Genomic DNA, 25,160 nt, shown 5'->3' on the forward strand with positions numbered 1-25,160 from the left:
GGGTCCTGGGAGAGTAGGACGTCGCCAAGCGAACTCTTTCATCATACATAGAAAACAGGCTCTGCATGTGGACGTTGTACGATGAATTGCATTTGCTCTGCAAATGCATATTATTCCCTGATAGCTCAGTTGGTAGAGCACTCGACTGTTAATCGAGTTGTCACAGGTTCGAGCCCTGTTCGGGGAGCCATTTGCTCTCATAGCTCAGTAGGTAGAGTGCATCCATGGTAAGGATGAGGTCACCGGTTCGATCCCGGTTGAGAGCTTTGGAAATGGGGCCCGTTGGTCAAGGGGTTAAGACACCTCCCTTTCACGGAGGTAACAGGGGTTCGAATCCCCTACGGGTCATATAGTTGGAGGCTTAGCTCAGCTGGGAGAGCATCTGCCTTACAAGCAGAGGGTCGGGGGTTCGATCCCCTCAGCCTCCACCATATTTTTATTGGGGATTAGCCAAGCGGTAAGGCAACGGACTTTGACTCCGTCATGCATAGGTTCAAATCCTATATCCCCAGCCATTTTAGTATGAGTCATTAGCTCAGTTGGTAGAGCACCTGACTTTTAATCAGGGTGTCGAAGGTTCGAGCCCTTCATGACTCACCATTATATGCGCGTGTGGCGGAATTGGCAGACGCACTAGACTTAGGATCTAGCGTCTTTGACGTGGGGGTTCAAGTCCCTCCACGCGCATCCCTTATTTGCGGAAGTGGCTCAGCGGTAGAGCATCGCCTTGCCAAGGCGAGGGTCGCGGGTTCGATTCCCGTCTTCCGCTCCAATATTTTGCGCCCTTAGCTCAGCTGGATAGAGCGTTTGACTACGAATCAAAAGGCCGGGAGTTCGAATCTCTCAGGGCGCGCCATTATTTTCATAAGTATCGGGATGTAGCTCAGCTTGGTAGAGCACCTGGTTTGGGACCAGGGGGTCGCATGTTCAAATCGTGTCATCCCGATTTTTGTTTACGCGGGTGTAGTTCAATGGTAGAACTTTAGCCTTCCAAGCTAATAGCGTGGGTTCGATTCCCATCACCCGCTTACAGGACATAATGAAAGAGCCTTTGCAGATGCAGAGGTTTTTTTATTTATTAACGCAACAATTAGCAGTTATTTTTATGTAATATTTTATATAAAGTAAAGTACAGGTTTATTTAAAAAAGAGCCAAGACTTCCCTATTACAATAGTAAAGGGGTCTTGGCTCTTCTGTTTATCTCTGTGGAGGAGCTGCTTCTAAGACGTAGCAGCTATTGTAACGTGACGAGAGCACAATTTAACGTTCGTTGTGATCCGTCACTCTTTTACGCATGCCAGCTAATCCGAGCAATCCCAGCAAACCAAGCCAGCCCCAATCCATGCCGTTGTCACGGTCGGTTGTTGTGGCGTTTGCACGAACACTGTTGGTACGATAGTCACCATTGTTGCGGTAGTTTCCATCCATATTCATGTTGGTGTTTGTGCGATCCATGTAGTTGGTGTTCTGATAAGACTGAACACGTGATCCGTTGGTGTTGGTATCCATTCCTTTGGACATTTGACCATCAGCAGCAGCTGGACCCGCCAATGCTGCAACCAAAAGAATGGATGCAATAGTGATAGTAGGTTTTTTCATCATTTGGATTCCTCCTTTTTAGTAAGAGCTATAGATTAATCTGCCCAAAAAGCTAAGAACATTATGTAGAAATGGTTTGTTAAGATATACCTTTGAGTCCAGTTGATTAACAACATACATAAGAAACCTGTCTAATAAGCAGACTGTAGTGGGAAGAAAATTATAATTACATCTTTAATTTATTGCGTCACTGTGGTAAAGTATACAAAAGCTTGCTTTGCCGGTCATGCTTCTTTGTATATCATCTGTTCTCAAACAATGAAATTATGCGGTTTAACTTTACTATCAGGTACATTGGACTATATCTAAAAGAACTGTATTTTAATGAATTTATAAGCATAAGTATGAGACATTTGATTTATGTAAAGTACGTGAAAAAGGTATCATGCGACAGCATATGACCATTAAATGAAGCAGAACAAGAAAATGAATAAAAAAGCGTGTTTTTGGCTGTAAATCGGGGATAATCCCCATTTTTTCTAGTAGAAAAATAAAGATTTTCGTACCATTTTATTGTATGATGTTATGAGGGTGTCAAATTTACGTGTACGAATGGAACGATCAGATGGGAGGATAAGCATGACTGAAACTATGGTAACCGCCAGCAAAAGCCAATCCAACAACCTGCTTCGTAGAGACGTGCGGTTCCTGGGCAATATACTCGGAGAAGTTCTTGTCCATCAAGGCGGCACGGAGCTTCTAGATATCGTTGAGAAGATTCGGGAAACGAGCAAATCGTTGCGTGCAGAATTTTTGCCAGAACTGTATGCAGAGTTCAAAACGATGATCCAGGAATTAGACTCGGACAATCGTCACCAGGTTATTCGGGCTTTCGCTATTTATTTTCAATTAGTTAATATTGCTGAACAAAACCATCGGATCCGGCGTAAACGGGATTATGAACGTTCTGCAGGGAACGCTGTGCAGCCAGGATCGATTGAGAAAGCAGTACAGGATCTTAAGGAACGTGGATTGTCTCATACAGAGGTGGAAGAGATTCTCGACGATTTGTCGTTGGAACTCGTTATGACAGCTCACCCAACCGAAGCCATGCGCCGGGTTATTCTGGACATCCATAAACGGATATCTGAAGATGTCATGCTTCTTGATAATCCTACGCTGACGTTGCGTGAACGTGAACAGTTGCGTGAGAAACTGCTGAATGAGGTTATTACACTCTGGCAAACCGATGAACTTCGCGACCGCAAACCGACTGTACTCGATGAAGTGCGGAACGGGATGTATTACTTTCATGAAACGTTGTTCCACGTACTTCCGGATGTATATCAGGAGCTGGAACGCTGCCTGAACAAATTTTATCCTGACCATGACTGGCATGTGCCGACGTATTTGCGGTTCGGTTCCTGGATCGGTGGAGACCGGGATGGAAATCCTTCGGTAACTTCAGATGTAACATGGCAGACGTTGTTGATGCAACGCAAGCTTGCCTTGCGTGAATACCAACGGATTATGATTGAACTTATGGGCAATCTCAGCTTCAGCACAAACATCATTCATGTATCGGATGAGCTGGTGCAGTCGATTGAGCAGGACCGTAATTCTGTTACATTGAAAAAAGTGGATATCTGGCGGAATGAAAAAGAGCCTTACCGCATCAAATTGGCCTATATGATAGCCAAGCTGAACAATGTACTGGATGAGAATAAATTAGGTCAGCCTGACCGTTATCATAGCGCTCAGGATTTGATTGATGAGCTGATGATCATTGATCGAAGCCTGCGCCATCATTTTGCCGATTACGTAGCAGATACGACCATTCGCAAAATGATTCGTCAAGTCGAGTTGTTTGGCTTCCATACGGCAGCATTGGATGTGCGTCAGCACAGTCAGGAACATGAAAATGCGATGTCAGAGATTTTGGCCAAAATGAACATTGTAGAAGATTATGCGCGGCTCACAGAAGACGGTAAAATCGATCTGCTCGCTCGTTTGCTAGATGATCCACGTCCGCTTACTTCTCCTTATCACCAATACACGGAGGGAACCAAAGAGTGCCTGGATGTCTTCCGTACCATCAAGCGTGCTCAGAACGAATTTGGGACCGGTTGTATCACAAGTTACCTGATCAGTATGACGCAGGGCGCAAGTGATTTGCTGGAGGTTATGGTATTTGCCAAGGAAGTGGGTTTATTCACCAAAGGTCACAACGGTGACGTTGTATCTACACTTCAAGCGGTACCGCTCTTTGAAACGATTGATGATCTTCATGCGGCTTCGGACATTATGGAGAAGTTGTTCAACCTTCCTGTATACCGCGCAAGCGTAAAAGGACGGAATGAACTGCATGAAATCATGCTTGGTTATTCAGACAGTAACAAGGATGGCGGAGTGGTCACAGCCAACTGGGAACTGCGTGTAGCAATGAATGCGATCACGGCTGTAGGCAATGAACACGGCGTTAAGCTGAAGTTCTTCCATGGACGTGGCGGGGCTCTTGGACGTGGCGGCATGCCACTCAACCGTAGTATTCTTGCTCAACCACCGCATACCATTGGCGGAGGCATCAAGATTACAGAGCAGGGAGAGGTTATTTCTTCTCGTTACTCCCTTCAGGGGATTGCATACCGTAGTTTGGAGCAGGCAACTTCTGCTTTGATTACAGCAGCGCTGAATGGTCTTGAGCCGCAAGAATCAGAATCCGAGCGTCATTGGGATAGCATCATCAAAGAGATTTCGGAAGTATCCCTGACGAAATATCAGGATCTGATTTTCCGTGATCCGGACTTCTTTACCTTCTTCAAGGAATCCACACCGCTTCCAGAGGTGGGTGAACTGAATATTGGTTCACGTCCGTCCAAACGGAAAGGCAGCGACAAGTTCGAAGATCTGAGAGCGATTCCTTGGGTATTTGCATGGACGCAAAGTCGTTATCTGCTGCCGGCATGGTATGCGGCAGGAACAGGGCTGCAAAGTTTCTATCAGGATAAAGAGGAAAATCTGGTTGTCATGAAAGAAATGTATGCAAGCTTCCCATTCTTCCGTACATTAATTGATACGGTACAGATGGCCGTAGCCAAGGCAGATCTGGTGATTGCCAAAGAATACTCAGCCATGACTTCCAACAAAGAAGCTCGAGATCGCATCTACGGTCAGATTGAAGCCGAATTCAAGCTCACCAAAGAACTGATCCTGAAAATTACCGGAGAAGCTGAAATTTTGGATGATGTACCGGTTATTCAAGAATCTATTCGTCTTCGTAACCCTTATGTGGATCCGTTATCCTATATGCAAGTTCAACTTCTGAGCGAGCTTAGAGATATGCGTGAACGTGGTGAGGATGATACGGAATTGCTCAGAGAAGTGTTGTTGACAATCAACGGCATTGCTGCAGGACTGCGTAATACAGGTTGATTATCAATCTGTTGTAAATGAATGATTATATGTAAAAAAGTACCCATTACTTTGATGAATAAAAGCTCTATTCTCTGCTCTACGGAGTGAGAGATGAAACGGGACTCCTGCGGGAGTTCCCGTTTTTACTGTTTTTGGCGGATATTTGTCATACAGTCTTGATTTTTGACCAAAGTTGATTTACGATTTGATTGGTGAATTACAAGTGTGGACGGGTATCAGAAGACGGAAGACCCATCAGCATGTCTGGGGGAATAAGGGTGGACAATTTGGAGAACAGGCTTGTAAAACTGGTCCTTAAGGGTGACCAGAGAGCCTTTGCAGAAATCGTTGAACTATATAAGGACAAGTTATATCATTTGGCATACCGGATGCTGAACAATCGTCATGAAGCTGAAGACATTGTGCAGGAGACGTTTTTGCGTGTGTTTCGTAATATGGAAAAGTACGATCCGAACCAGAAGTTTTCAACCTGGATATACCGGATCGCGACGAATCTGTGTATTGACCGATTGCGCAGAAAGAAACCTTCGTACTCTTTGGATGCTGAGCTGAATGATCAGGAAGGATCTGATGGTTATGCAATGCTCCCGAGTGATGATCGTACACCGGAGAGTGAAGCACTACTGTCAGAAACGCAGACACTCATTCGTGAGGCCATTGACAGTTTGCCAGCCAAGTATAAGTCCGTTATGATTCTGAGATATTTACAGGACTTGTCGCTACAGGAAATCAGTGACGTGACAGGTATGCCCGTAACAACGATCAAGACACGCGTTCATCGGGGCCGTGATTTTCTACGTAAAAAATTGGAGTATAAGTTATAAATGTTAAACGACTTTAAATATGGGCGAAATATTTGAAACATATCCGAAACGGATGCGTATGTAATGTATGCAAGTCTTATGCGTGCTTTTTAAGTGCTCATGGACTAAGTGATTTAAGAAAGGATTGGCTCTCATATGGATTGCAACTCGGCCGTCTCTTTAATGCATGAATGTTTGGATGAGTCGTTGTCCCCGGCCCAGAAGGTTGAATTGAAAAGTCACCTTGTGATCTGTCCGGATTGTCGCATGCGCTTTAAAGAGTTGGAACAGACGGAAATGCTACTCTTTGCCATGAAACACTATTCACCGTCTGCCTCTGATGAGCTGACCAATCGAATTATGAATGCTCTGCCCCAGCCCAAGAGACAGCAAGCATGGCTCAAATGGGTCAAAGGACATCCCGCGCTGACGGCGGCAGCCTTCTTTTTGGTCGTGATGCTCTTTAGCGCCTTGAATTTCTGGAATCAGAATAACGAAATGGTCGTTAAGGGAAATAATCTGGACCAGATCGTCATTCAGGGTAACACGGTTATTGTTCCTGAAGGTAAGTCAATTGCTGGCGATCTTACGATAGAAAATGGAACCGCACAAGTATATGGTGATGTGAACGGCAATCTGACGGTTATCGATGGACAACTGTTTCAGGCTTCAACGGCACATATTTCAGGTCAGGTGAAAAGTATTGATCAGGCGCTGGACTGGTTCTGGTACAAAATAACCAATATGGTAAATGAAGTGGCTTATCGCTAGAACAGGGTAAAATCTTCAATGGTATATACCAAGCAGGGTACCTACAGATTGCATGGGGTACTCTTTTTTTATACGCAAACTTTGTAATTCATGGTAAATGTGATGTTTATGTGCAGTTTGAGACTGACGTAACTTGCAACCTGAACGTTAACGTTATAACCTAGATACTAAAGAGAACATACTACTACATATAGATACGCATTTTGCGTAAATCAAATGATGCAAAAATGCGGAGACAAAGGATTATATAAAATCCTAATGGGTTAATATGAGATCAGGGTTTACTCATCAATGGGGATAGCGGGGGCTGGCTTATGAATTATTTTGCTGACTTAACGTGGACAGAGTCCATTAAGGACGTTATCGATATATTGATCGTTACCTATATTATGTACAAACTGATTTTGCTTGTGCGGGGGACACGTGCGGTTCAGCTCCTGAAAGGGATTCTGTTCCTTGTGCTGATCTGGGCATTAAGTACGTGGCTAAACCTGTATACGCTCAAATGGTTAATGAACCAGATGTTTACTTTTGGTGTCGTTGCGGTGTTCATTATCTTTCAGCCGGAACTGCGTCGCGGTCTGGAGCAATTGGGACGCGGTAAGCTATTTGGACGTTCAGCGGCAGCGAGTGATGAAGAATTAACCGTGTTAATTGGTGAGATTATTAAGTCAGTTAATTATTTGTCACGGCGTAAAATAGGCGCTTTGGTCGTATTTGAACGTGAAACGGGTCTGAACGATTACACGGAATCGGGCATTAAGATGCAATCTCTGGTCAGCTCGGAGCTGATGATTAACATCTTTATTCCAAATACACCACTCCATGATGGAGCCGTTATTATACAGGGAAAACAGATTTCGGCGGCAGCTTGTTATTTGCCATTATCAGAGAATCCGTTTATCAGTAAGGAATTGGGAACACGTCACCGTGCAGCAATCGGGATTACCGAAGTTGCAGATGCGATCTGTTTAGTTGTCTCCGAGGAGACAGGGCAAGTGTCACTTGCAATGAATGGACAGGTCGTTCGTGATATTAAGGAAGAATCGTTGATTGCCAAACTGTATGAGGAGTTGCGCCCTACATCCAATCTGAAAAAGAATGGCTGGACAACCTTCTGGAAACGGAAGGGAGGAAGTAACAATGGATAAGTGGTTTAACAATAATAACTTTGCCAAAATACTTGCGCTTGCGGTGAGCCTGCTGCTCTGGTTCATGATTCATCTGGATGAAGTACCAACCACCCCTACGATTACGACAGGGACAACCAACAAGGTTGTGGAACGTACGGTGCCTGTTCAACCTTATGGATTAGACAGCAACAGCTATGTGCTTACTTCATTAAGTACGGATGAAGTCCGGCTGGAGATCAAAGGACAGCGCTCGATGCTAACATCGATTTTTACTAATGACGATTACAAGGTACTGGTCGATCTGAGTCAGGTAAAAGATGGGTCCAACACACTGCCACTTGTACCTGATTTGCCTTCCGGGGTAGAAGTGGTCAGTATGGAACCTTCCATGGTTACGGTGAATGTAGAAAAATTGGGCACCAAATCCTTCAATGTGAATATTGTACCCGAAGGGGAACCATCCGCCGGATACAGCGCTGGAACGCCCGTAATTGAACCTTCGACGCCGGTTAAGGTAACTCTGCCCGCAGGGCAACTCGAGGCTATAGCGAAGGTCGAGGGCAGTGTGAGCGTGAAAGATGCCAAGGAAGATGTCATACAGAAAAAAGTGAAACTTCAAGCATACGATGCTGAAGGCAAGGTCCTTGAAAACGCAATTATAACGCCTCAAACGGTTGAAGTCCGAGTTCCGGTCAATCAGCCCTATACATCTGTACCCTTAAGAATCAAATATTCGGGACAGCTTCCGGAAGGCTTGGTACTCTCCACGGTAGAGCCAAGCGTGAAAGAAGTCTCGGTTTATGGATCAGAGGATGCGCTTGCAGGTATACAGTCCTACGACCAAGTAACCCTTGATCTTACACAGTTTGATCAGTCGGGTACATCGACAGTTAACGTGGACTTGACGCCGCCTTCCGGTTTTGAGAAAATCGAGCCTAGTTCGATTCAGATCAAGGTAACCATATCACCATTTGACGAGGCAGAGGAGACAACCAAAGTCTTTCCGAACGTCCCCATCACACTTATCGGTGCGGGGAATGGACTGGAAGGGACGTTGGTTACGCCTCGAAGCGGCGGTCTGAACCTTACACTTACAGGCTCAGCAAGTATGCTTGAGGGTCTGAGTAGTGATGATCTCACGTTAACCGGGGATCTTGCTGGACTTGCGGTCGGAACGCATGAGATCAAGCTTGAAGCCGACCTGCCCCGTTATGCCAAACTGGATGAATCATCCACCGCATTGAGTGCGACGGTCAAAATTAGCGAAAAGGCTGAAGACACCACAACTACTCCTGGGGAAGATCCGACGGACGAGGGAACGGTAGCACCTGATGACCCTTCACCAGCCGAGGTCGAAAACGGGGAAACGGAGTCTGTTCCTGATGAAGAAGAAACGGAATCGAATACGGATACTCAGGATCAGGGCCAACAAGGGAGCACAAGCAGTCGAGGTAATTTAAATAATAACAACAGCGGTACTGGCAGTAAAAGTGGCGCGAATCCGTAAACGTTCTAATTTTAAAATTTCAAAAAATAATAATAGTGCTCGTATATTGATGCGAATAGAAGGAGTTAAATCATGGGGAAATATTTTGGTACAGACGGTGTAAGAGGGGTTGCCAATAAAGAGTTAACGGCAGAGCTGGCTTACAGCATTGGACGTTGTGGTGGTTACGTGCTTGCAGGTGGCGTGGAAAGACCAAAAGTGGTTATCGGCATGGATACTCGTATCTCGGGATTGATGTTGGAATCCGCACTGGTTGCAGGTCTGTTGTCCATTGGCGCTGATGTGATTCGTCTCGGCGTTGTATCCACTCCGGGAGTGGCGTATATTGCACGTTTGTTGAAAGCTGATGCGGGCGTGATGATCTCGGCTTCCCACAATCCGGTTGAGGATAACGGAATCAAGTTCTTTGGTGGAGATGGCTTCAAGCTGTCTGATGACACAGAGAACCGGATTGAAGAGTTGATGGATGCGGAGACAGATCAATTGCCACGGCCAGTTGGTGGCGGTCTGGGTATTTTAACGACAGATGAAGAATCCCGTTATCGTTACCTTGATTTTCTGAAAACGACTGTAAATGAGTCTTTCTCTGGTCTCAAAATTGTTTTGGACTGTGCAAACGGAGCAGCCTATGAACTGGCACCGAAATTGTTCAGTGAACTAGGTGCAGAAGTCATTGCCATTGGCGCTGAGCCTAACGGGCTGAATATTAATGAGCAATGTGGATCAACTCATCCAGAGAACCTGAAACAAGAAGTGCTCAAACATAAAGCAGATTTGGGTCTTGCTTTTGACGGGGATGCAGATCGTCTGATTGCTATTGATGAGACAGGCGCTGAGGTGGATGGAGACTTCATTCTGTGTATCTGTGGTGATGCGATGAATCGTGCAGGCAAGTTGAAGGATAGTACTGTTGTATCGACCGTTATGAGTAACATCGGATTCTACAAAGCAACGGAGAAACTTGCACTGAGAACAGCTAAAACGGCAGTAGGTGACCGTTATGTGATGGAGGAAATGCGTCGCGGCGGTTACAACTTGGGTGGAGAACAGTCTGGCCATGTTATTTTCCTGGATTACAATACAACGGGAGACGGTATGCTGACTGCGATTCAACTCGTGGATACCCTCAAGGCTTCCGGTAAAAAACTGAGTGAACTCAAAGCGCTAATGACCCAGTACCCACAAGTATTGGTGAATGTGCGTGTTGAAGATAAGAGCAAATACGAGGGCAATGCTGCAATCGAACAAGCTATTGCTACAGTAGAACAACAACTCGGCGATAATGGACGTGTACTCGTTCGTGCTTCAGGTACTGAATCCCTGATTCGTGTTATGGCGGAAGGACCAGATAAAGAAGAACTTGAACAATTTGTGTCACAAATCGCAGATGTAGTGCAAAAAGAATTGGTATAGTATTGGAAGATGTAAGAGATACGGACTTTTTGGAATTACCTCTAATGATGGATATTCCTGCGTCCCGGCCTGATGAGACCATAGGTCCGTTTATCCGGTCGGGATTTTGGGTAAATATGCGGAAATTGTCACAGGTACTTTGCTCCATTGCAAAATGAACCTGACGTGCATATAATGAGTGGAGTCGTCATTCAGACACAGAAAGTGAGGAACGTAAGGTTACAGTTACACAAGCGCCAGAGCTTGGAGTTGCGCGGGAAGATGTTGATCAGGATTTCTTCGAGGTTGGAGGAAGGCTGATGGAGATCAACGGCAATCAAGCTGACGAGGTGGAGGTGTTCGGATTGTTCGGCGGGGACCTCCCGGTGAAGCACCAGAGCCGTAAACCGGATTGCGGAAAATGGATGGGTGACTGTCCACACAACGCGTCGGTGCAGGTGCAAGAGTTAAACTAAAATTCAAATGAATGTGCGTGAAGAGCATAAACGGTACGCGGACGGGAAAATGATGTACATTCATGATTGCATTCATAACAGCTTATGATGACTGCCGGGCGACACGAGATCGCTCTGATCATTGATAATTGAATAAGTACCAAGTATTCATGAAACGCTAGGCAATCACTCATTTTTCCGATATGCCGCCTCTGCCTGTTCTCTTCGTGACACAGTATTCATATACAAACGGAGGAAATAAACTATGTGCGGTATTGTTGGATATATTGGTAATAAGAACACTCAATCGGTATTGGTCGAAGGATTGAAGAAACTTGAGTATCGTGGTTATGATTCTGCAGGAATCGCGGTATTCACACCGGAAGGTCTGCAAATCACGAAAGCTCTCGGTCGTCTTGCGAATCTTGAAGCCAAGCTGGATGGTGCACCTCTGGTAGGTAATGCCGGAATCGGACACACACGTTGGGCAACTCATGGTAAACCATCGGATGAAAACTCTCATCCACACACGGATGGAAGCCAAAAGTTCTCTGTTGTGCATAACGGTATTATTGAGAACTATCTGGATCTGAAGGACGAATTGATGGCTCAAGGTCACACGTTCACTTCCGAGACAGATACTGAGGTTATCTCTCACCTGATCGCACGTGAATACAATGGTGATATCGTCAAAACAGTACAAAAAGTGATCACGTTGTTGCGTGGCGCATTTGCACTGGGTGTATTGACAGAGCATGAGCCTGAGAAACTCGTAGCTGTGCGTCAAGCAAGCCCATTGATTATTGGTATTGGTGAAGGCGAGAACTTCATTGGTTCCGACATCCCGGCAATTCTGGAACATACACGTAACGTGTACATTCTGAATGATGGTGAAATGGCTGTATTGACACATGATGCTGTCGAATTGATGACGATTGAAGGCAACTTTATTTCTCGGGAAATGATTCGTGTCGATTGGGATGCTGTAACCGCAGAAAAAGGTGGATTCGAGCACTTCATGCTAAAAGAAATTCATGAGCAACCAAAAGCATATCGTGATACAATGCTGGGTCGCATCGATAATGAAGGCAAAAAAGTTCAACTTCCTGAGTTGAAAATGACTGAGGAACAAATTAAAAATATCCGTAACGTTCAAATCATTGCATGTGGTACAGCGTACCATGCAGGTCTGGTTGGGCGTACAGTGATTGAGCAACTGGTGCGTATTCCGGTTGAAACAGATGTGGCTTCAGAGTACCGCTACCGTTCCCCAATCGTGCATAAAGACACACTCGTAATCGTAGTGAGCCAATCCGGTGAAACTGCCGATACGCTTGCTGCATTGCGCGAAGCACAATCCAATGGTGCACATGTATTGGCAATCACAAACGTAGTGGGTAGCTCCATTGCACGTGATGCAGATGATGTTATCGCAACATTGGCAGGCCCTGAAATTGCAGTAGCTTCTACCAAAGCGTATACTTCACAGTTGATCGCGTTCAACTTGCTTGGTCTGTACCTTGCACAAGTTCGTGGGACACAATCTGCTGAAGAGATTGCACACACGCTGGCAGCGATGCAAGCATTGCCTGAGCAAGTGGAATCCATGTTGGAGCAAGCCGAAGCAATCAAAGGATATGCAGAGCAAATCTCCAAACATGAACATCTCTTCTTCATTGGCCGTGGTCTTGACTATGCAGTAGCTCAAGAAGGATCTTTGAAGCTGAAAGAGATCTCTTACATTCACTCTGAAGCGTATGCTGCAGGTGAGTTGAAACACGGTACGCTTGCCTTGATCGAAGACGGTATCCCTGTTATTGCCTTGGCAACTCAGGAGAACGTACTTGAGAAAACAGTGAGCAACATTAAAGAAGTGAAAGCACGTGGCGCGGATGTACTGGCAATTACGTATGAAGAGCACGTAGCACCATTGCTGAAATCCGTAGACCAAGCGTTTGCAATTCCTAAGACGCTGCCACTGCTTAGCCCTGCTTTGTCTGTTGTTGCACTGCAATTGCTGGCATACTACGCTTCCCTGGCACTGGGTCACGATGTGGATAAACCACGTAACTTGGCGAAAAGCGTAACGGTTGAGTAAGGTATTCTGTAAAATTACCTTTTTGTCCGATGACATGGATAACGGGTTGATCAATAGATCCAGTAAACTGATAAAGTATAAACAAAATAATGGTCCTGATGACTCTAAGTCATCAGGACTTTTTTGATGTTTCAGGAGGGGGAAAACGATATAAGCTATTGGAGAGAGGATAAGACGATGCATATATAGGTACAGAAGTAAAAATAGGTGGTTCTGAATATTAGAACCACCTTATTTATGTTAGTGTACTGTAAATTGCGTCATTCATTAAACGAAAATACACCAGATTATAGAGTACCTTAAGAAGAGTATCTTTTTATAACACTCACATTTGAAATATTCTTCGTACACGAATGTAATCAACTTCTTAAAGAAAGTCATTAACATTCATAACTCGTAAGTGCCAATATATCTCCAAGAAGGATGCAGATCGGGCATAAAAGATCATTTGAAAAATTAAAATTAAGGAAGATGGCTAAACATGACTGGTACATCCTTCAGCGACTCACAAAAGGGTATGCCAGGAAGCAACAATGCGCGAGCTTATCACGCGAAGTGAATTCATTGTTCGTTCAACTCGGATTCAGAACGCTGTTGTAATCTGCATACACATGAATGAAGGACATCGGAGAGCGTATGAGGGAAAATCTCACGTACGGTTTGATGAGAAGGTGCAGTGAAAAGGCGTGATACAATACTAAGCCGGCTGCCATACGTGCGGCATCTTCCAGCCAGGCTTTCAGAAATTGGTCAGGTAATCATGTTAAGTTATTGCAAAGTGAAAGGAATCGGAACACCGGCAAAGAATATTTACAGGGAATATATATCAATTATCCTGTTCCATATCTAAATGTCAAAAACCGCTTAATTCCTCGATTAATGTCAAAAACCTCCCGACGTTTCTTCTCCATTCACTCTTTTTAGTCAAAAATGTTAACACATTATGTTTTATAAACCAAATTTAACAATAGATTTACTGTATTTAACAAAAAAATACTATACATTCTACGAAATTTTGATATAATTCTACCTAGGTCTTAATCCCTATTATTCTATAAAATGGAATTGTAGGCTTTTTTATACCTATCCAAGCTGTGTGCGAGAAACCAGTCTACTGGCTAACCAACAAGCCGGCATGCAGGTGCCGACAATTGTGAAAAATGACAACCGAGAATATGTTGCTCCATGACGTCAGAAGGTTCAGAAAGGAAGGTTCAGAAAGGGTGGAGCCAACCTTATCCCAATTCCGATGGAGGATGAAGTGAGTGAACATTTTTGAAAAGCTGGAATCCAACGTAAGATCTTACTGCAGAAGCTTTCCGGTGGTATTCGACCGGGCCAAGGGAGACCTTTTATATTCTGAGAACGGAAGAGCATATATTGATTTCTTTGCAGGTGCGGGGGCACTGAATTACGGTCATAACAACGATTATATCAAGGAACGGGTTCTCGATTACTTGACCTCCGACCGGATTATGCACGGTCTGGATCTGTATACAATGGCCAAGCGTGAATTCATGCAGAGTTTCTCAGAGCGGATTTTGGAGCCGAAGAAGCTGAATTACAAGCTTCAATTCTGCGGTCCGACGGGGACGAATGCGGTGGAAGCGGCGCTGAAGCTCGCACGCAAGGCGAAGAAGAGAACCGGGATATTCGCATTCATGGGTGGCTTCCACGGCATGTCGCTCGGCAGTCTGTCCGCGACAAGCTCCAAGTCCATGAGGGAAGGAGCGGGGCTTCCTCTGGACGGAGTTACGTTCATACCGCACCCGAGCGGGGCTTTCGCAGAAATGGATACGCTCGGATATATCGAGAATATCCTGACTGATTCGCACTCCGGAATCGACAAGCCGGCCGCGATCCTGCTTGAAACGGTACAAGCCGAAGGTGGAATTCACGTCGTCGACGCGCAGTGGCTACGCGGGCTACAGCAGCTTTGCCGCAGGCACGATATTCTGCTCATTACAGACGACATTCAAGTCGGCTGCGGCCGGACGGGCGAATTCTTCTCCTTCGAACGTGCGGGGATCGAGCCGGATCTCATCACCCTGTCGAAGTCGATCAGCGGGTACGGCCTGCCTATGTCCCTCCTGCTGCTGAAGCCCGAACTGGATCTCTGGACGCCGGGTGAGCACAACGGCACCTTCCGTGGCAACCAGCTTGCCTTTGTTGCCGCCAAGGCCGCTCTCGAGCTCCGGGACAAAGACAACCTGGAAGCCCAGGTGAAGCAGAAGGAAGAGTTTGTGCGCTCGTTCCTTGACCAAGAAGTCAAGCCTCTGCATCCGTCCATCGCCATCCGCGGACTCGGCCTGATCTGGGGCATTGACGTCTCGGGCTTCACGGATGAAGCAGGGGCGAAGCGGATGACGGATATCTGCTTCGATAACGGGCTCATCATTGAAAGAGCCGGCAGAGGAGATCTTGTGCTGAAGATCATGCCTCCGCTGACCGTCTCGATGGAGCATCTGGCCGCCGGCTGCGACATTATCAAGTCCAGTTTGCAGCAGGTGATCTCTCAGGAGACCAAGGATTTGTTAGTAACGACCTAAGCTTGGGCAAGCCGATGGCCCGCCCCCGGCAAGAGGCACGAAAGTGCCTTCCGGAGGGCGTGCGGCCTTGACGTTAATATAGCGCTTTCAATTCAATGAAAGATTTTCTCCTCATGCTATCTGCGGTGACACCATGTAGTACCATCGTCAAATCTAATCGTCAGGAAAAGCTCACTACCCGGCAGCCGAATCTTTACTTATCCACACCAGGGCTGTGGGGGAATAAGTAAATCGTACATAGAGTGTATCAATACCCCTTAAACATAGGCTTCGACAAAGGCAGCTTCGGTGCCAAATCCGGAGGTACGGTTTGGACGGCCGGAACCCTGCGGCAAGCCTTACATCACCGGGAGGAACATTCCTTGTCTAATCCCCAAATCCAATTCCAAACCCCATGTTAAATCAAATCCCGTCTTCGGGTGGCTCGTCCGCAGCAATCATATTGAAGCAGAGGAGTCCAAAGCAGGCGCATCTCTTGCGTGAAACGATGCTTGTTGTTGTCTATCACGCATGGGAGCTGAGCGGGACAGCTGCTAGGCAGAGGATTGCCGCATGCGATCAACGGGGCAATCAAAGCGGTAACTTGGCGTAAGCCATTGATATTGTTGTCTGATGTTTGAAAAGGAGGGGAGCGTTGCTGCGGCATATGCTCCGCCGGATTGCTTTTACCGAAGAAGAGAGGGGAACGATCCAGATGGCTTTTGAAAAAGAAACGTTGTTTTGGAACGAAAAATTCGGTAGTGACGATTATACCTTGACGCGGTTGCCTTACAGCAAAGCTCCAAGCTCCCTGGTGCCCAATGTGAAAACTGTCGAAGGTTCGCTTTCGGAGGAAGCGGCGAAGCGCGTCCTTCAAATGAGCAAGGGTGCTCCGCTTGCCGCTTTTATGATTTTGCTCGCCGGTGTTCAGGCACTTTTGCATAAATATACAGGAGCTTCAGACATTCTGGTCGGCATGCCGGTTGTGCCGAAAAAGGCGGAGACGCGTCGATCTGTTAATCATACGGTCATTTTGAAAAACTCGCTTTTGGTGGGGGCAACTTTTAAAACGCTGCTGAGCGAACTGAGGACTTCCTTGCCGGAAGCGATTCAGCATCAACATATTCCGTTCTTGAAAATGACGGAGAAGCTGGATCTGCAATATGCAGAAGGGACACCCTTCGTACATACGCTAGTATCCCTTAAGGAGTTGCATCTGGACGAAATTGGGCAAAACGTGGTCACGGACTGTTCCTTTGAATTCAGTTTAACCGGCGGAACGATACAGCTAGCGCTGTCATATAACGAGCACTTATATGACTCCGAGTTCATGACCCGGGTCGTTGGCCATCTGAATCGCTTGCTGTCCGTGGGGCTTCATGAGTTGGAGCTGGACATCGTGCGAGCCGACATGCTGTCGGAGGGAGAAAAATTTCAATTACTGCAAATCTTTAACAATACCGAGAAGGACTATCCTCGTGATCGGACGATTCATCAGCTTGTGGAGGAGCAAGCGAAGCGTGTGCCCGAGGCGACGGCGGTTGTCTTTGAGGGGCAGCGGCTTTCATACGCAGAGCTGAACGAACGGGCGAACCAGCTGGCACGTACGCTACGGTCGGTCGGTGTGGTGCCCAATCAGTTGGTAGGCTTGATGGTCAGGAGATCGCTGGAGACGGTCATTGGCATTCTGGCGGTTCTGAAAGCTGGCGGTGCCTACGTGCCGATCGACCCGGAGTACCCGGAAGAACGTATCCGCTACATTCTGGAGAACTCGAACGCGCAGCTGCTGCTGACTCAAAGAGAGCTGTTACAGCAAGTCCCGTTCGAAGGGACCGTACTAGCGCTAGATGACAAGCAGGCCTATAGCGACGATGGCTCGAACCTGGAGGCGGCCAGCGGTCCAAACGATCTTGCTTATGTCATTTATACGTCAGGTACAACGGGCAAACCCAAAGGGGTCATGCTGGAGCATCGCGGGCTGGTCAGCCTGAAACTGACGTTTGCTCATACGCTTCACACGACCGAACAGGATCGAGTGCTGCAATTCGCCAGCCTATCGTTCGATGCGTCGTGCTGGGAGATGTTCAACGCTCTGTATTTCGGGGCGGCCTTATATATACCGTCGACCGAGACAATTTTGGATAATCAGCTGTTCGAACGTTTCATGAACGAGCATGCAATTACGATCGCCACTTTACCGCCAACTTATGCGGCATATTTGAATTCAGACCGCCTACCGAGTCTGAGAAGGCTCATCACGGCGGGCTCCGCCGTTTCAGCCGAATTCGTGCAGCAGTGGAAAGACAAGGTACATTACTATAACGCGTACGGTCCGACGGAAGCCTCAATCGCAACGTCCGTGTGGGCGGCGTCTACGTATGACTCCGAACACAGAGCGATACCGATCGGACGTCCGATCTGGAACCATCGCTTGTATATACTGGGCGCACAGAATCAGCTGGCTCCTATCGGAGTGGAGGGAGAATTATGCATCGCAGGTGTCGGCCTCGCCCGGGGATATTGGAACCGGCCGGATCTGACGGCAGAGAAGTTCGTGGAACATCCGTTTGCGCCGGGAGAACGCCTTTACCGGACAGGAGATCTCGCCCGCTGGCTGCCTGACGGAAATTTGGAGTACTTGGGCCGGATCGACCATCAGGTGAAAATCCGTGGATTCCGGATCGAGATCGGCGAGATTGAAGAGCAACTTCTGAAGATAGACTCCGTGCAGGAGACCATTGTAATCGCGCGGGAAGGCAAAAGCGGGCAAGAACTGTGCGCTTACCTGGTCGCGAGCCTCCCTCTTACGCTCGGCGAGCTGAGAAGCGCGCTGGCGCAAAAATTGCCGAATTACATGATTCCTGCGCATTTTGTTCAGCTTCCGCGGATGCCGCTTACGCCGAACGACAAAATCGACCGCAAGGCTTTGCCTGCACCGGAAGGAAACGCACTGACTGGCGGCGCGTACGTAGCTCCCCGCAATGAAGTCGAGCAGACGCTTGTCGATGTGTGGCAGGCGGTATTGAACGCCGATCGCGTTGGGGTAACGGATCATTTCTTCGAGCTGGGCGGAGATTCGATCAAGTCCATTCAAGTATCTTCGCGGCTTCATCAAGCCGGGTACAAGCTGGAAATTCGGGATTTGTTCAAATATCCGACGATTTCACAGCTCAGCCTGCATGTGAAACCAATCAGACGTACCATCGATCAAGGCGAAATAACGGGTGAAACGGCGTTGACGCCGATTCAGCATTGGTTTTTCGAGAGCTCCTTTGCGGACCCGCATCATTTCAACCAATCGGTGATGTTTTACCGGAAGGAACGGTTCAACGAAGAGACAGTGTATAAGGTGCTGCAAAAGCTGGCCGAGCATCATGACGCCTTGCGTATGGTGTTCTGCAAGACGGAACAAGGGTTTAGTGCGTTAACCCGAGCGATTCAGGATAGTGGGCTGTTCACGCTGGACGTGTTTGACTTCAAGGATGCGGAGAATCCCGCGCAGGCTGTGGAAGCGAAGGCAACGGACATTCAAGCGGGGATCGATCTGGAGAAAGGTCCCCTCATGAAGGCGGGACTGTTCCAGTGCGAGGACGGTGATCATTTGCTGCTCGCGGTTCATCATGCTGTGGTAGACGGCGTGTCTTGGCGCATTATAATGGAGGATTTCGCTCTAGGTTACGAGCAGACCGGCAAAAGCGAGGAAATTCGTTTCCCGGCGAAAACAGATGCGTACCGCACTTGGTCCGAGCAGCTGGCTGCTTACGCGCAAAGGCCGGAGATGGCGAAGGAACGGGCCTATTGGCAGGCCGTGGAACAAATGGAGGTTCTGGCCGTGCCGAAGGATATGGAGGCGGACGTTACGACGCAACATGACAGCGAATCGCTTTTTGTCCGTTTGACTCCAGAAGAAACGGAGCTGCTACTGAAGCGGGTTCACCGTGCCTACAACACCGAAATGAATGATATTTTGGTAACGGCGCTCGGAATAGCCTTACGCAAATGGACGGGGCACGAACGGGTGCGGATCAATCTCGAAGGACACGGACGTGAATCGATCGGAACGGATATCGACATCACGCGTACAGTTGGCTGGTTTACGACCAAGTTTCCAGTCGTCCTGGAGCCGGAAACCGACCGAGATTTGACCTATCAGATTAAACAGGTCAAGGAAAACTTGCGCCGCATTCCGAACAAGGGGCTTGGGTACGGCATATGCCGCTATCTCTCGAAATCGGAGGATGGCTTGGTTTGGGGCGCAGAACCTGAAATTAATTTTAACTACCTCGGCCAGTTCGACGATGATGTCAACCAGGAAGAAATCGGCATATCTTCTTATTCCAGCGGCAGCCCGGCTAGCGAACGGCAGGCCCGCAGCTTTGTGCTGGATATCAACGGTATGGTGCTTGACGGCGCTTTATCGCTCGATCTCAGCTACAGCCGGAAGCAGTATCACAAGGAAACGATGGAAGCCCTCGCTCAGCGGCTTGAGGAAAGTCTCCGAGACCTCATTATCCACTGTGCAGGCAAAGAAAACACTGAATTGACGCCGAGTGACGTGCAATTTAAAGGCTTGACCATTGCGGAATTGGAGCAAATCGCCCAGCGCTCGGGCCATCTCGGGGAAATTGAAAATATTTACTCACTTACGCCGATGCAGAAGGGGATGTGGTTCCACAGCGCGCTTGACCGGCAAACGGCAGCTTACTTTGAGCAGACGCGGTTTACGATGTGGGGAGCGCTCGACGTCCAGCTTTTTGAGAGGAGTTGGATGGAGCTTGCGAAACGTCATCTGGTGCTGCGGGCGAATTTTGTGAAAGGACCGGCGGGCGAGCCGCTGCAAATCATATACCGCGACAAGCCGGTCGGTTTTGAATATGAAGAGCTGCTTCATGTGCAGGTGGACGAGAAACAAGCTTACTTGGATAAAAAGGCCGAGGAGGACAAGCTTCGCGGCTTCGACATGGAACATGACGCGCTCGTTCGGTTCACGATCTTGCGCACCGAAGAGCAAAGCTATCATGTACTGTGGAGTTTTCAACATATTTTAATGGACGGCTGGTGCCTGGCTCAGCTGACGCAGGAGCTGTTTGAGGCATACTCGGCCTTGGCATCCGGCGAGCAGTCAGCGGGAGATAAGGGATCGGATTATGGCGCCTATATCGAATGGTTGGAGAAACAGGACGATCAGGCGGCATCAGACTATTGGAAGGCATTCCTGGCAGGTTATGAAGGGCAAACCGTACTCCCGGGACAAAAGGAAGTGGCACCCAACGGCAGATTTACGGCTGATCACGTCACCGCCGAACTGGGCAAGGACTTGAGCGAGCGGATGGACCGGGTGGCGAAACAGCGCCTGGTTACGGTCAATACATTGCTGCAAGCTATTTGGGGCGTGATGCTGCAAAAATATAACGGAACAAACGATGCCGTATTCGGCAGCGTTGTGGCCGGAAGACCGGCGGAAATCCCGGGCATTGAGTCGATGATCGGGTTGTTCATCAATACGGTGCCGGTCCGGGTCACGAGTGAAGCGGACACTGTGTTCGCCGACCTGATGGGGAAGCTCCAAGAGCGGGCGCTGGAGTCCGGGCGTTATGATTACTATCCGCTGTATGAAATTCAGGCCCGCAGTGTACAAAAGCAGAACCTGATCAACCATATCATCGCTTTCGAGAACTATCCGGTGGACGAGCAGATGGAGCAGGCGGGCGACCAGCAGCACGGCGACCTGACAATCGCTGACGTTCAGATGGAGGAGCAGACAAACTATAACTTCAACGTTACTGTGGTACCGGGAGACGAGATTGAAATTCGATTCGACTTTAACGCCGAAGTGTTCGATAAAGACAGCATTGAGCGACTCAAGGGGCATCTCGTTCAATTGCTGGAGCAGGTGGTGGATAACCCGGAAATTACAGTGGGTGAGCTAGAACTTGTGACGGAGGCGGAAAAGGCTGACCTTCTCGGACATTTTAACGACACTATCACGGAATTTCCGCGCGGGAAAACGCTCATTCAATTGTTCGAAGAGCAGGCGGAGCGCATCCCGGATGCAGCTGCCATCTCCTTGAATGGGCAAGAGATGACCTACCGCGAGCTGAACGAACGCGTTAATCGTCTTGCTCGTACCTTGCGTAGCCACGGGATATCCAAAGACCGTCTGGTCGCCATTATGGCTGAGCGTTCCATCGAAATGGTGGTGGGTATGCTGGCGGCACACAAAGCTGGTTCGGCTTACGTACCGATTGACCCGGAATATCCCGAAGAGCGTATCCGTTTCTTGATCGAGGATTCGGGTGCGCAGGTCATGCTGACGCAAAGTCGGTTGCGCGAGCGTCTGGGAGGTTCGGACTCCGTGATTTTACTGGATGACGAGTGCTTCTATCACGAAGACCGCACAAATCTAAATCCAGGTAGCGAAGCGACAGATCTGGCTTGCATCATCTATACGTCAGGCACGACGGGTAAGCCCAAAGGCAACCTTGTTTCACACCGCAATATCGTGCGGATCGTGCGAAATACGAATTATATCGAGATCACTGAGCGAGATCATGTCCTCCAGCTTTCGAGCTATTCGTTCGACGGAGCGATTTTTGATATTTTCGGCGCTTTGACCAACGGGGCACGGCTGGTGCTGGTTCCCCGCGAGACTTTGCTGGAAATCGGCCAGCTGGCGGATCTCATCCAGCGTGAGCGAATCTCGGTCATGCTGATTACGACGGCTTTCTTCAACGTCCTTGTAGATGTGAACGTCGACTGCCTGCGGGATGTCCGGGCAATTTTGTTCGGAGGAGAGCGCGTATCGGTAGGCCATGTGCGGAAGGCGCTCGCTCATATCGGACCGGGCAGGCTCAACCACCTGTACGGCCCATCGGAAAGCACGGTTTATACCACGTACCTTCCAGTTGACTTTGTCGATGAGTCGGCGGTTACCGTACCCATCGGACGGCCGATCAGCAATACGACGGTGTATATCGTCGACAGCCAGAATAAACTTCTGCCGATCGGCGTGGCTGGGGAGCTTTGCGTCGGCGGAGAAGGCTTGGTACGGGGCTACAATAACCGGCCGGAGCTGACGGCGGAGAAATTTGTGGACCATCCGTTTGTGCCGGGAGAGCGCATGTACCGGACAGGGGATTTGGCGAAATGGCTACCGGATGGCACGATTGAATACGTGGGGCGGACAGATGACCAAGTGAAAGTCCGCGGTTTCCGTATTGAGCTGGGTGAGATCGAAGCTCAGCTTCAGAAAGTGGAAGGAATTAGGAAAACGACGGTATTCGCGCGGGAAAACGCCTCAGGCGAGAAGCAGCTTTGCGCCTATTATGAAGCGGACCGTGAGCTTCCGGCGGCCGAGCTGAAGAGCGTGCTTTCCCAGGAACTGCCGGCCTATATGATCCCGGATTACCTGATCCAGTTGGAGCGGCTGCCGCTGACGACGAACGGCAAGGTTGACCGCCGCTCCCTCCCGGCACCTGAGGAAAGCTTGCAGCCGGGTGAAGGACGTACTCCGCCTCGGAATCCGTTGGAAGTCAGCTTGGCTGAAATATGGAAAAGCGTGCTTGGATTGGAGCACATCGGGGTTCATGACAGCTTCTTTGACTTGGGCGGTCATTCCCTGCGGGCAACGACACTGGTAAGCAAGGTTCATCAGGAGTTGAACGTCGAGTTGCCTCTGCGCGACGTATTCCGCTACTCAACGATCGAAGAGATGGCTCTTGCCATCTCCCGGATTGAAGAGCAGTCGTTCTCGTCCATTCCGCTGGCAGATGAAAGAGCGTATTATCCACTTTCCTCAGCTCAGAAGCGGCTGTTTATCCTGAATCAGCTGGAAGGAGCCGATCAGAGCTACAACATGCCGGGTGTGCTGCTGCTCGAAGGATCGATTGACCATAGCCTGCTGGAGAAAGCTTTCCGCGGCCTGATCGAACGCCATGAAACGTTGCGAACCGGATTTGAGATCGTACTAGGCGAAGCAGTACAACGTATTTACGAGAGCGTTGATTTTGCCGTCGAGTTCCGTCATGCGAACGAGGAAGAAGCGCCTGCAGTCGTACAGGCTTTTATCCGGCCTTTCGACTTGGCGAAGCCACCGTTGCTGCGTGCCGAGCTCGTAGAGCTGGCAGCCGATCGTTATTTACTGATGTTTGACATGCACCACATTATCTCCGACGGGGTTTCAATGGACGTGTTCGTTGAGGAACTCGTTCGTCTGTATGGCGGCGAGTCATTAGAGCCTTTGCGCATACAGTACAAGGACTATGCGGTATGGGAGCAATCGGACGAGCAAAAAGTGCAATTGAAACGCGAGGAAGCTTATTGGCTGGACCGTTACCGGGGCGAGCTGCCGGTTCTGGAAATGCCAACGGACTATCCGCGTCCTGCTGTACAGAGCTATGAGGGACATACGCTGACATCTTTCGTGGACGAGGCAACGAACGAAGGCTTGAAGCAGCTGGCCTCTCAAAGAGGAACGACGCTGTATATGGTGCTGCTTGCCGCATATACCGTGCTTTTGCATAAATACACAGGTCAGGATGATTTGATCGTCGGAACGTCGATTGCAGGGAGAACGCACGGCGACATGCAGCCTTTGATCGGAATGTTCGTCAACACGCTGGCGATCCGTAATTATCCGGCTTCGGAGAAGACCTTCCTGTCGTATTTGGAAGAAGTGAAGGAAACGACCTTAGGCGCTTATGAGCATCAGAATTATCCATTCGAAGAACTCGTCGATAAAGTGCAGGTTCGCCGGGATTTGAGCCGCAACCCGCTGTTTGACACGATGTTCTCCCTGCAAAATCTGGAGGAGACAGAGTTTGAGCTGGAAGGGCTGAAATTGTCCCCGTACCCTAGCGAATATGGTATGGCCAAGTTCGATCTGAGTGTGGATGTTACGGAAGAAAATGGCGGACTGGAGTGCAGCTTTGAATTCGCAACGGCTCTTTATAAAGAAAGCACAATCCGGCGGCTGTCGATTCATTTTGGACATTTGCTTGCGAATATCGTAAGCCGTCCGAATGCAAAGATCGCTGAGCTGAACTTGTTGACGGCAGATGAAAAAGAGCAAATTCTCGGCGCGTTCCACCCGGCGCAGTCGGAAGTGGCTCCTGTGGCAGCGTTCCATCGACTGTTCGAGGAACAGGCGGAACGCACGCCGGAAGCGGAGGCCATCGTATACGAGAACGATCGGCTGACGTATGCGGAGTTGAACGAGCGGGCAAATCGCCTGTCGGCCACGCTGCGTGCAAGCGGAATCGGCCGGGAGACGATCGTTGGCATTCTCGCCGAGCGTTCGGTCGATTTGCTGGTGGCCGTGATGGCCGTCTGGAAAGCGGGAGGCGCGTATGTACCGCTTGACCCGGATTATCCGGCAGACCGCGTGCGGTTTATGCTGGAAGACAGCGGAGCGAAGGTGCTGCTGACACAAACGCTACTGCGAGAGCGTGCCGAAGCCTGGCTCGGCGAAGAGGAACTGGCACTGGAGACGGTGCTGTA

Annotated in this window: 11 protein-coding genes and 11 tRNA genes; 21 read left to right on the forward strand and 1 reads right to left on the reverse strand. The window is 48.7% G+C overall.

Going from position 1 to position 25,160, the window contains the following annotated elements:
- Positions 1-114: 114 nt before the first annotated feature.
- The 11 genes from J7E78_RS27550 to J7E78_RS27600 all read left to right on the forward strand — a co-directional run bounded on the left by J7E78_RS27550 (position 115) and on the right by J7E78_RS27600 (position 1,028).
- A tRNA-Asn gene (locus tag J7E78_RS27550) sits at positions 115-190 on the forward strand.
- A 3-nt stretch (positions 191-193) separates the two neighbouring features.
- Positions 194-266 (forward strand) — tRNA-Thr (locus J7E78_RS27555).
- Between the two features lie 10 nt (positions 267-276).
- Positions 277-348 (forward strand) — tRNA-Glu (locus tag J7E78_RS27560).
- 7 nt (positions 349-355) lie between these two features.
- A tRNA-Val gene (locus J7E78_RS27565) sits at positions 356-431 on the forward strand.
- A 9-nt stretch (positions 432-440) separates the two neighbouring features.
- Positions 441-515: transfer RNA gene (locus tag J7E78_RS27570), tRNA-Gln, on the forward strand.
- Between the two features lie 9 nt (positions 516-524).
- Positions 525-600: transfer RNA gene (locus tag J7E78_RS27575), tRNA-Lys, on the forward strand.
- Between the two features lie 6 nt (positions 601-606).
- Positions 607-687, forward strand: a tRNA-Leu gene (locus tag J7E78_RS27580).
- A 10-nt stretch (positions 688-697) separates the two neighbouring features.
- Positions 698-772: transfer RNA gene (locus tag J7E78_RS27585), tRNA-Gly, on the forward strand.
- 7 nt (positions 773-779) lie between these two features.
- Positions 780-856, forward strand: a tRNA-Arg gene (locus J7E78_RS27590).
- 16 nt (positions 857-872) lie between these two features.
- Positions 873-946 (forward strand) — tRNA-Pro (locus J7E78_RS27595).
- Positions 947-957: 11 nt separating this feature from the next.
- A tRNA-Gly gene (locus tag J7E78_RS27600) sits at positions 958-1,028 on the forward strand.
- Between the two features lie 233 nt (positions 1,029-1,261).
- Here J7E78_RS27600 and J7E78_RS27605 read toward each other — a convergent pair.
- Positions 1,262-1,603 carry a WGxxGxxG family protein gene (locus tag J7E78_RS27605; protein WP_215079881.1) on the reverse strand — a complete coding sequence of 114 codons (342 nt, stop codon included), beginning with the start codon at positions 1,601-1,603 and terminating at the stop codon, positions 1,262-1,264.
- 576 nt (positions 1,604-2,179) lie between these two features.
- On the opposite strand from J7E78_RS27605, the gene ppc reads away from it, so the two are divergent.
- The 10 genes from ppc to J7E78_RS27655 form a co-directional block, all read left to right on the forward strand.
- Positions 2,180-4,972, forward strand: coding sequence for a phosphoenolpyruvate carboxylase (gene ppc / locus J7E78_RS27610; RefSeq protein ID WP_215079883.1), 2,793 nt, complete (start codon positions 2,180-2,182; stop codon positions 4,970-4,972).
- 260 nt (positions 4,973-5,232) lie between these two features.
- Complete coding sequence (gene sigW, locus J7E78_RS27615) at positions 5,233-5,799, forward strand: RNA polymerase sigma factor SigW (protein WP_215079885.1); 567 nt, start codon at positions 5,233-5,235, stop codon at positions 5,797-5,799.
- A gap of 135 nt (positions 5,800-5,934) precedes the next feature.
- Complete coding sequence (locus J7E78_RS27620; RefSeq protein ID WP_036614042.1) at positions 5,935-6,549, forward strand: zf-HC2 domain-containing protein; 615 nt, start codon at positions 5,935-5,937, stop codon at positions 6,547-6,549.
- Positions 6,550-6,863: 314 nt separating this feature from the next.
- On the forward strand, positions 6,864-7,700 hold the full coding sequence (gene cdaA / locus J7E78_RS27625; protein ID WP_215079887.1) for a diadenylate cyclase CdaA: 837 nt from the start codon (positions 6,864-6,866) through the stop codon (positions 7,698-7,700).
- Complete coding sequence (locus J7E78_RS27630) at positions 7,693-9,189, forward strand: CdaR family protein (RefSeq protein WP_215079889.1); 1,497 nt, start codon at positions 7,693-7,695, stop codon at positions 9,187-9,189. The genes cdaA and J7E78_RS27630 overlap by 8 nt, the downstream gene beginning before the upstream one ends.
- A gap of 72 nt (positions 9,190-9,261) precedes the next feature.
- The gene (gene glmM, locus J7E78_RS27635) at positions 9,262-10,602 is read left to right on the forward strand and encodes a phosphoglucosamine mutase (RefSeq protein ID WP_215079891.1); all 1,341 of its coding nucleotides are present in this window, start codon (positions 9,262-9,264) and stop codon (positions 10,600-10,602) included.
- A gap of 299 nt (positions 10,603-10,901) precedes the next feature.
- Positions 10,902-11,057: a hypothetical protein gene (locus tag J7E78_RS27640; RefSeq protein WP_215079893.1), complete on the forward strand. Its 156-nt coding sequence runs from the start codon at positions 10,902-10,904 to the stop codon at positions 11,055-11,057.
- A gap of 244 nt (positions 11,058-11,301) precedes the next feature.
- Positions 11,302-13,134 carry a glutamine--fructose-6-phosphate transaminase (isomerizing) gene (gene glmS / locus J7E78_RS27645; RefSeq protein ID WP_076217241.1) on the forward strand — a complete coding sequence of 611 codons (1,833 nt, stop codon included), beginning with the start codon at positions 11,302-11,304 and terminating at the stop codon, positions 13,132-13,134.
- Positions 13,135-14,399: 1,265 nt separating this feature from the next.
- Complete coding sequence (ectB, locus tag J7E78_RS27650; RefSeq protein WP_215079895.1) at positions 14,400-15,683, forward strand: diaminobutyrate--2-oxoglutarate transaminase; 1,284 nt, start codon at positions 14,400-14,402, stop codon at positions 15,681-15,683.
- A 646-nt stretch (positions 15,684-16,329) separates the two neighbouring features.
- Positions 16,330-25,160 (forward strand): non-ribosomal peptide synthetase (locus J7E78_RS27655; RefSeq protein ID WP_215079897.1); only part of this gene is annotated, 8,831 nt, incomplete at its 3' end.

It is taken from the genome of Paenibacillus polymyxa (assembly GCF_018614975.1).
Taxonomy (GTDB): domain Bacteria; phylum Bacillota; class Bacilli; order Paenibacillales; family Paenibacillaceae; genus Paenibacillus; species Paenibacillus polymyxa_E.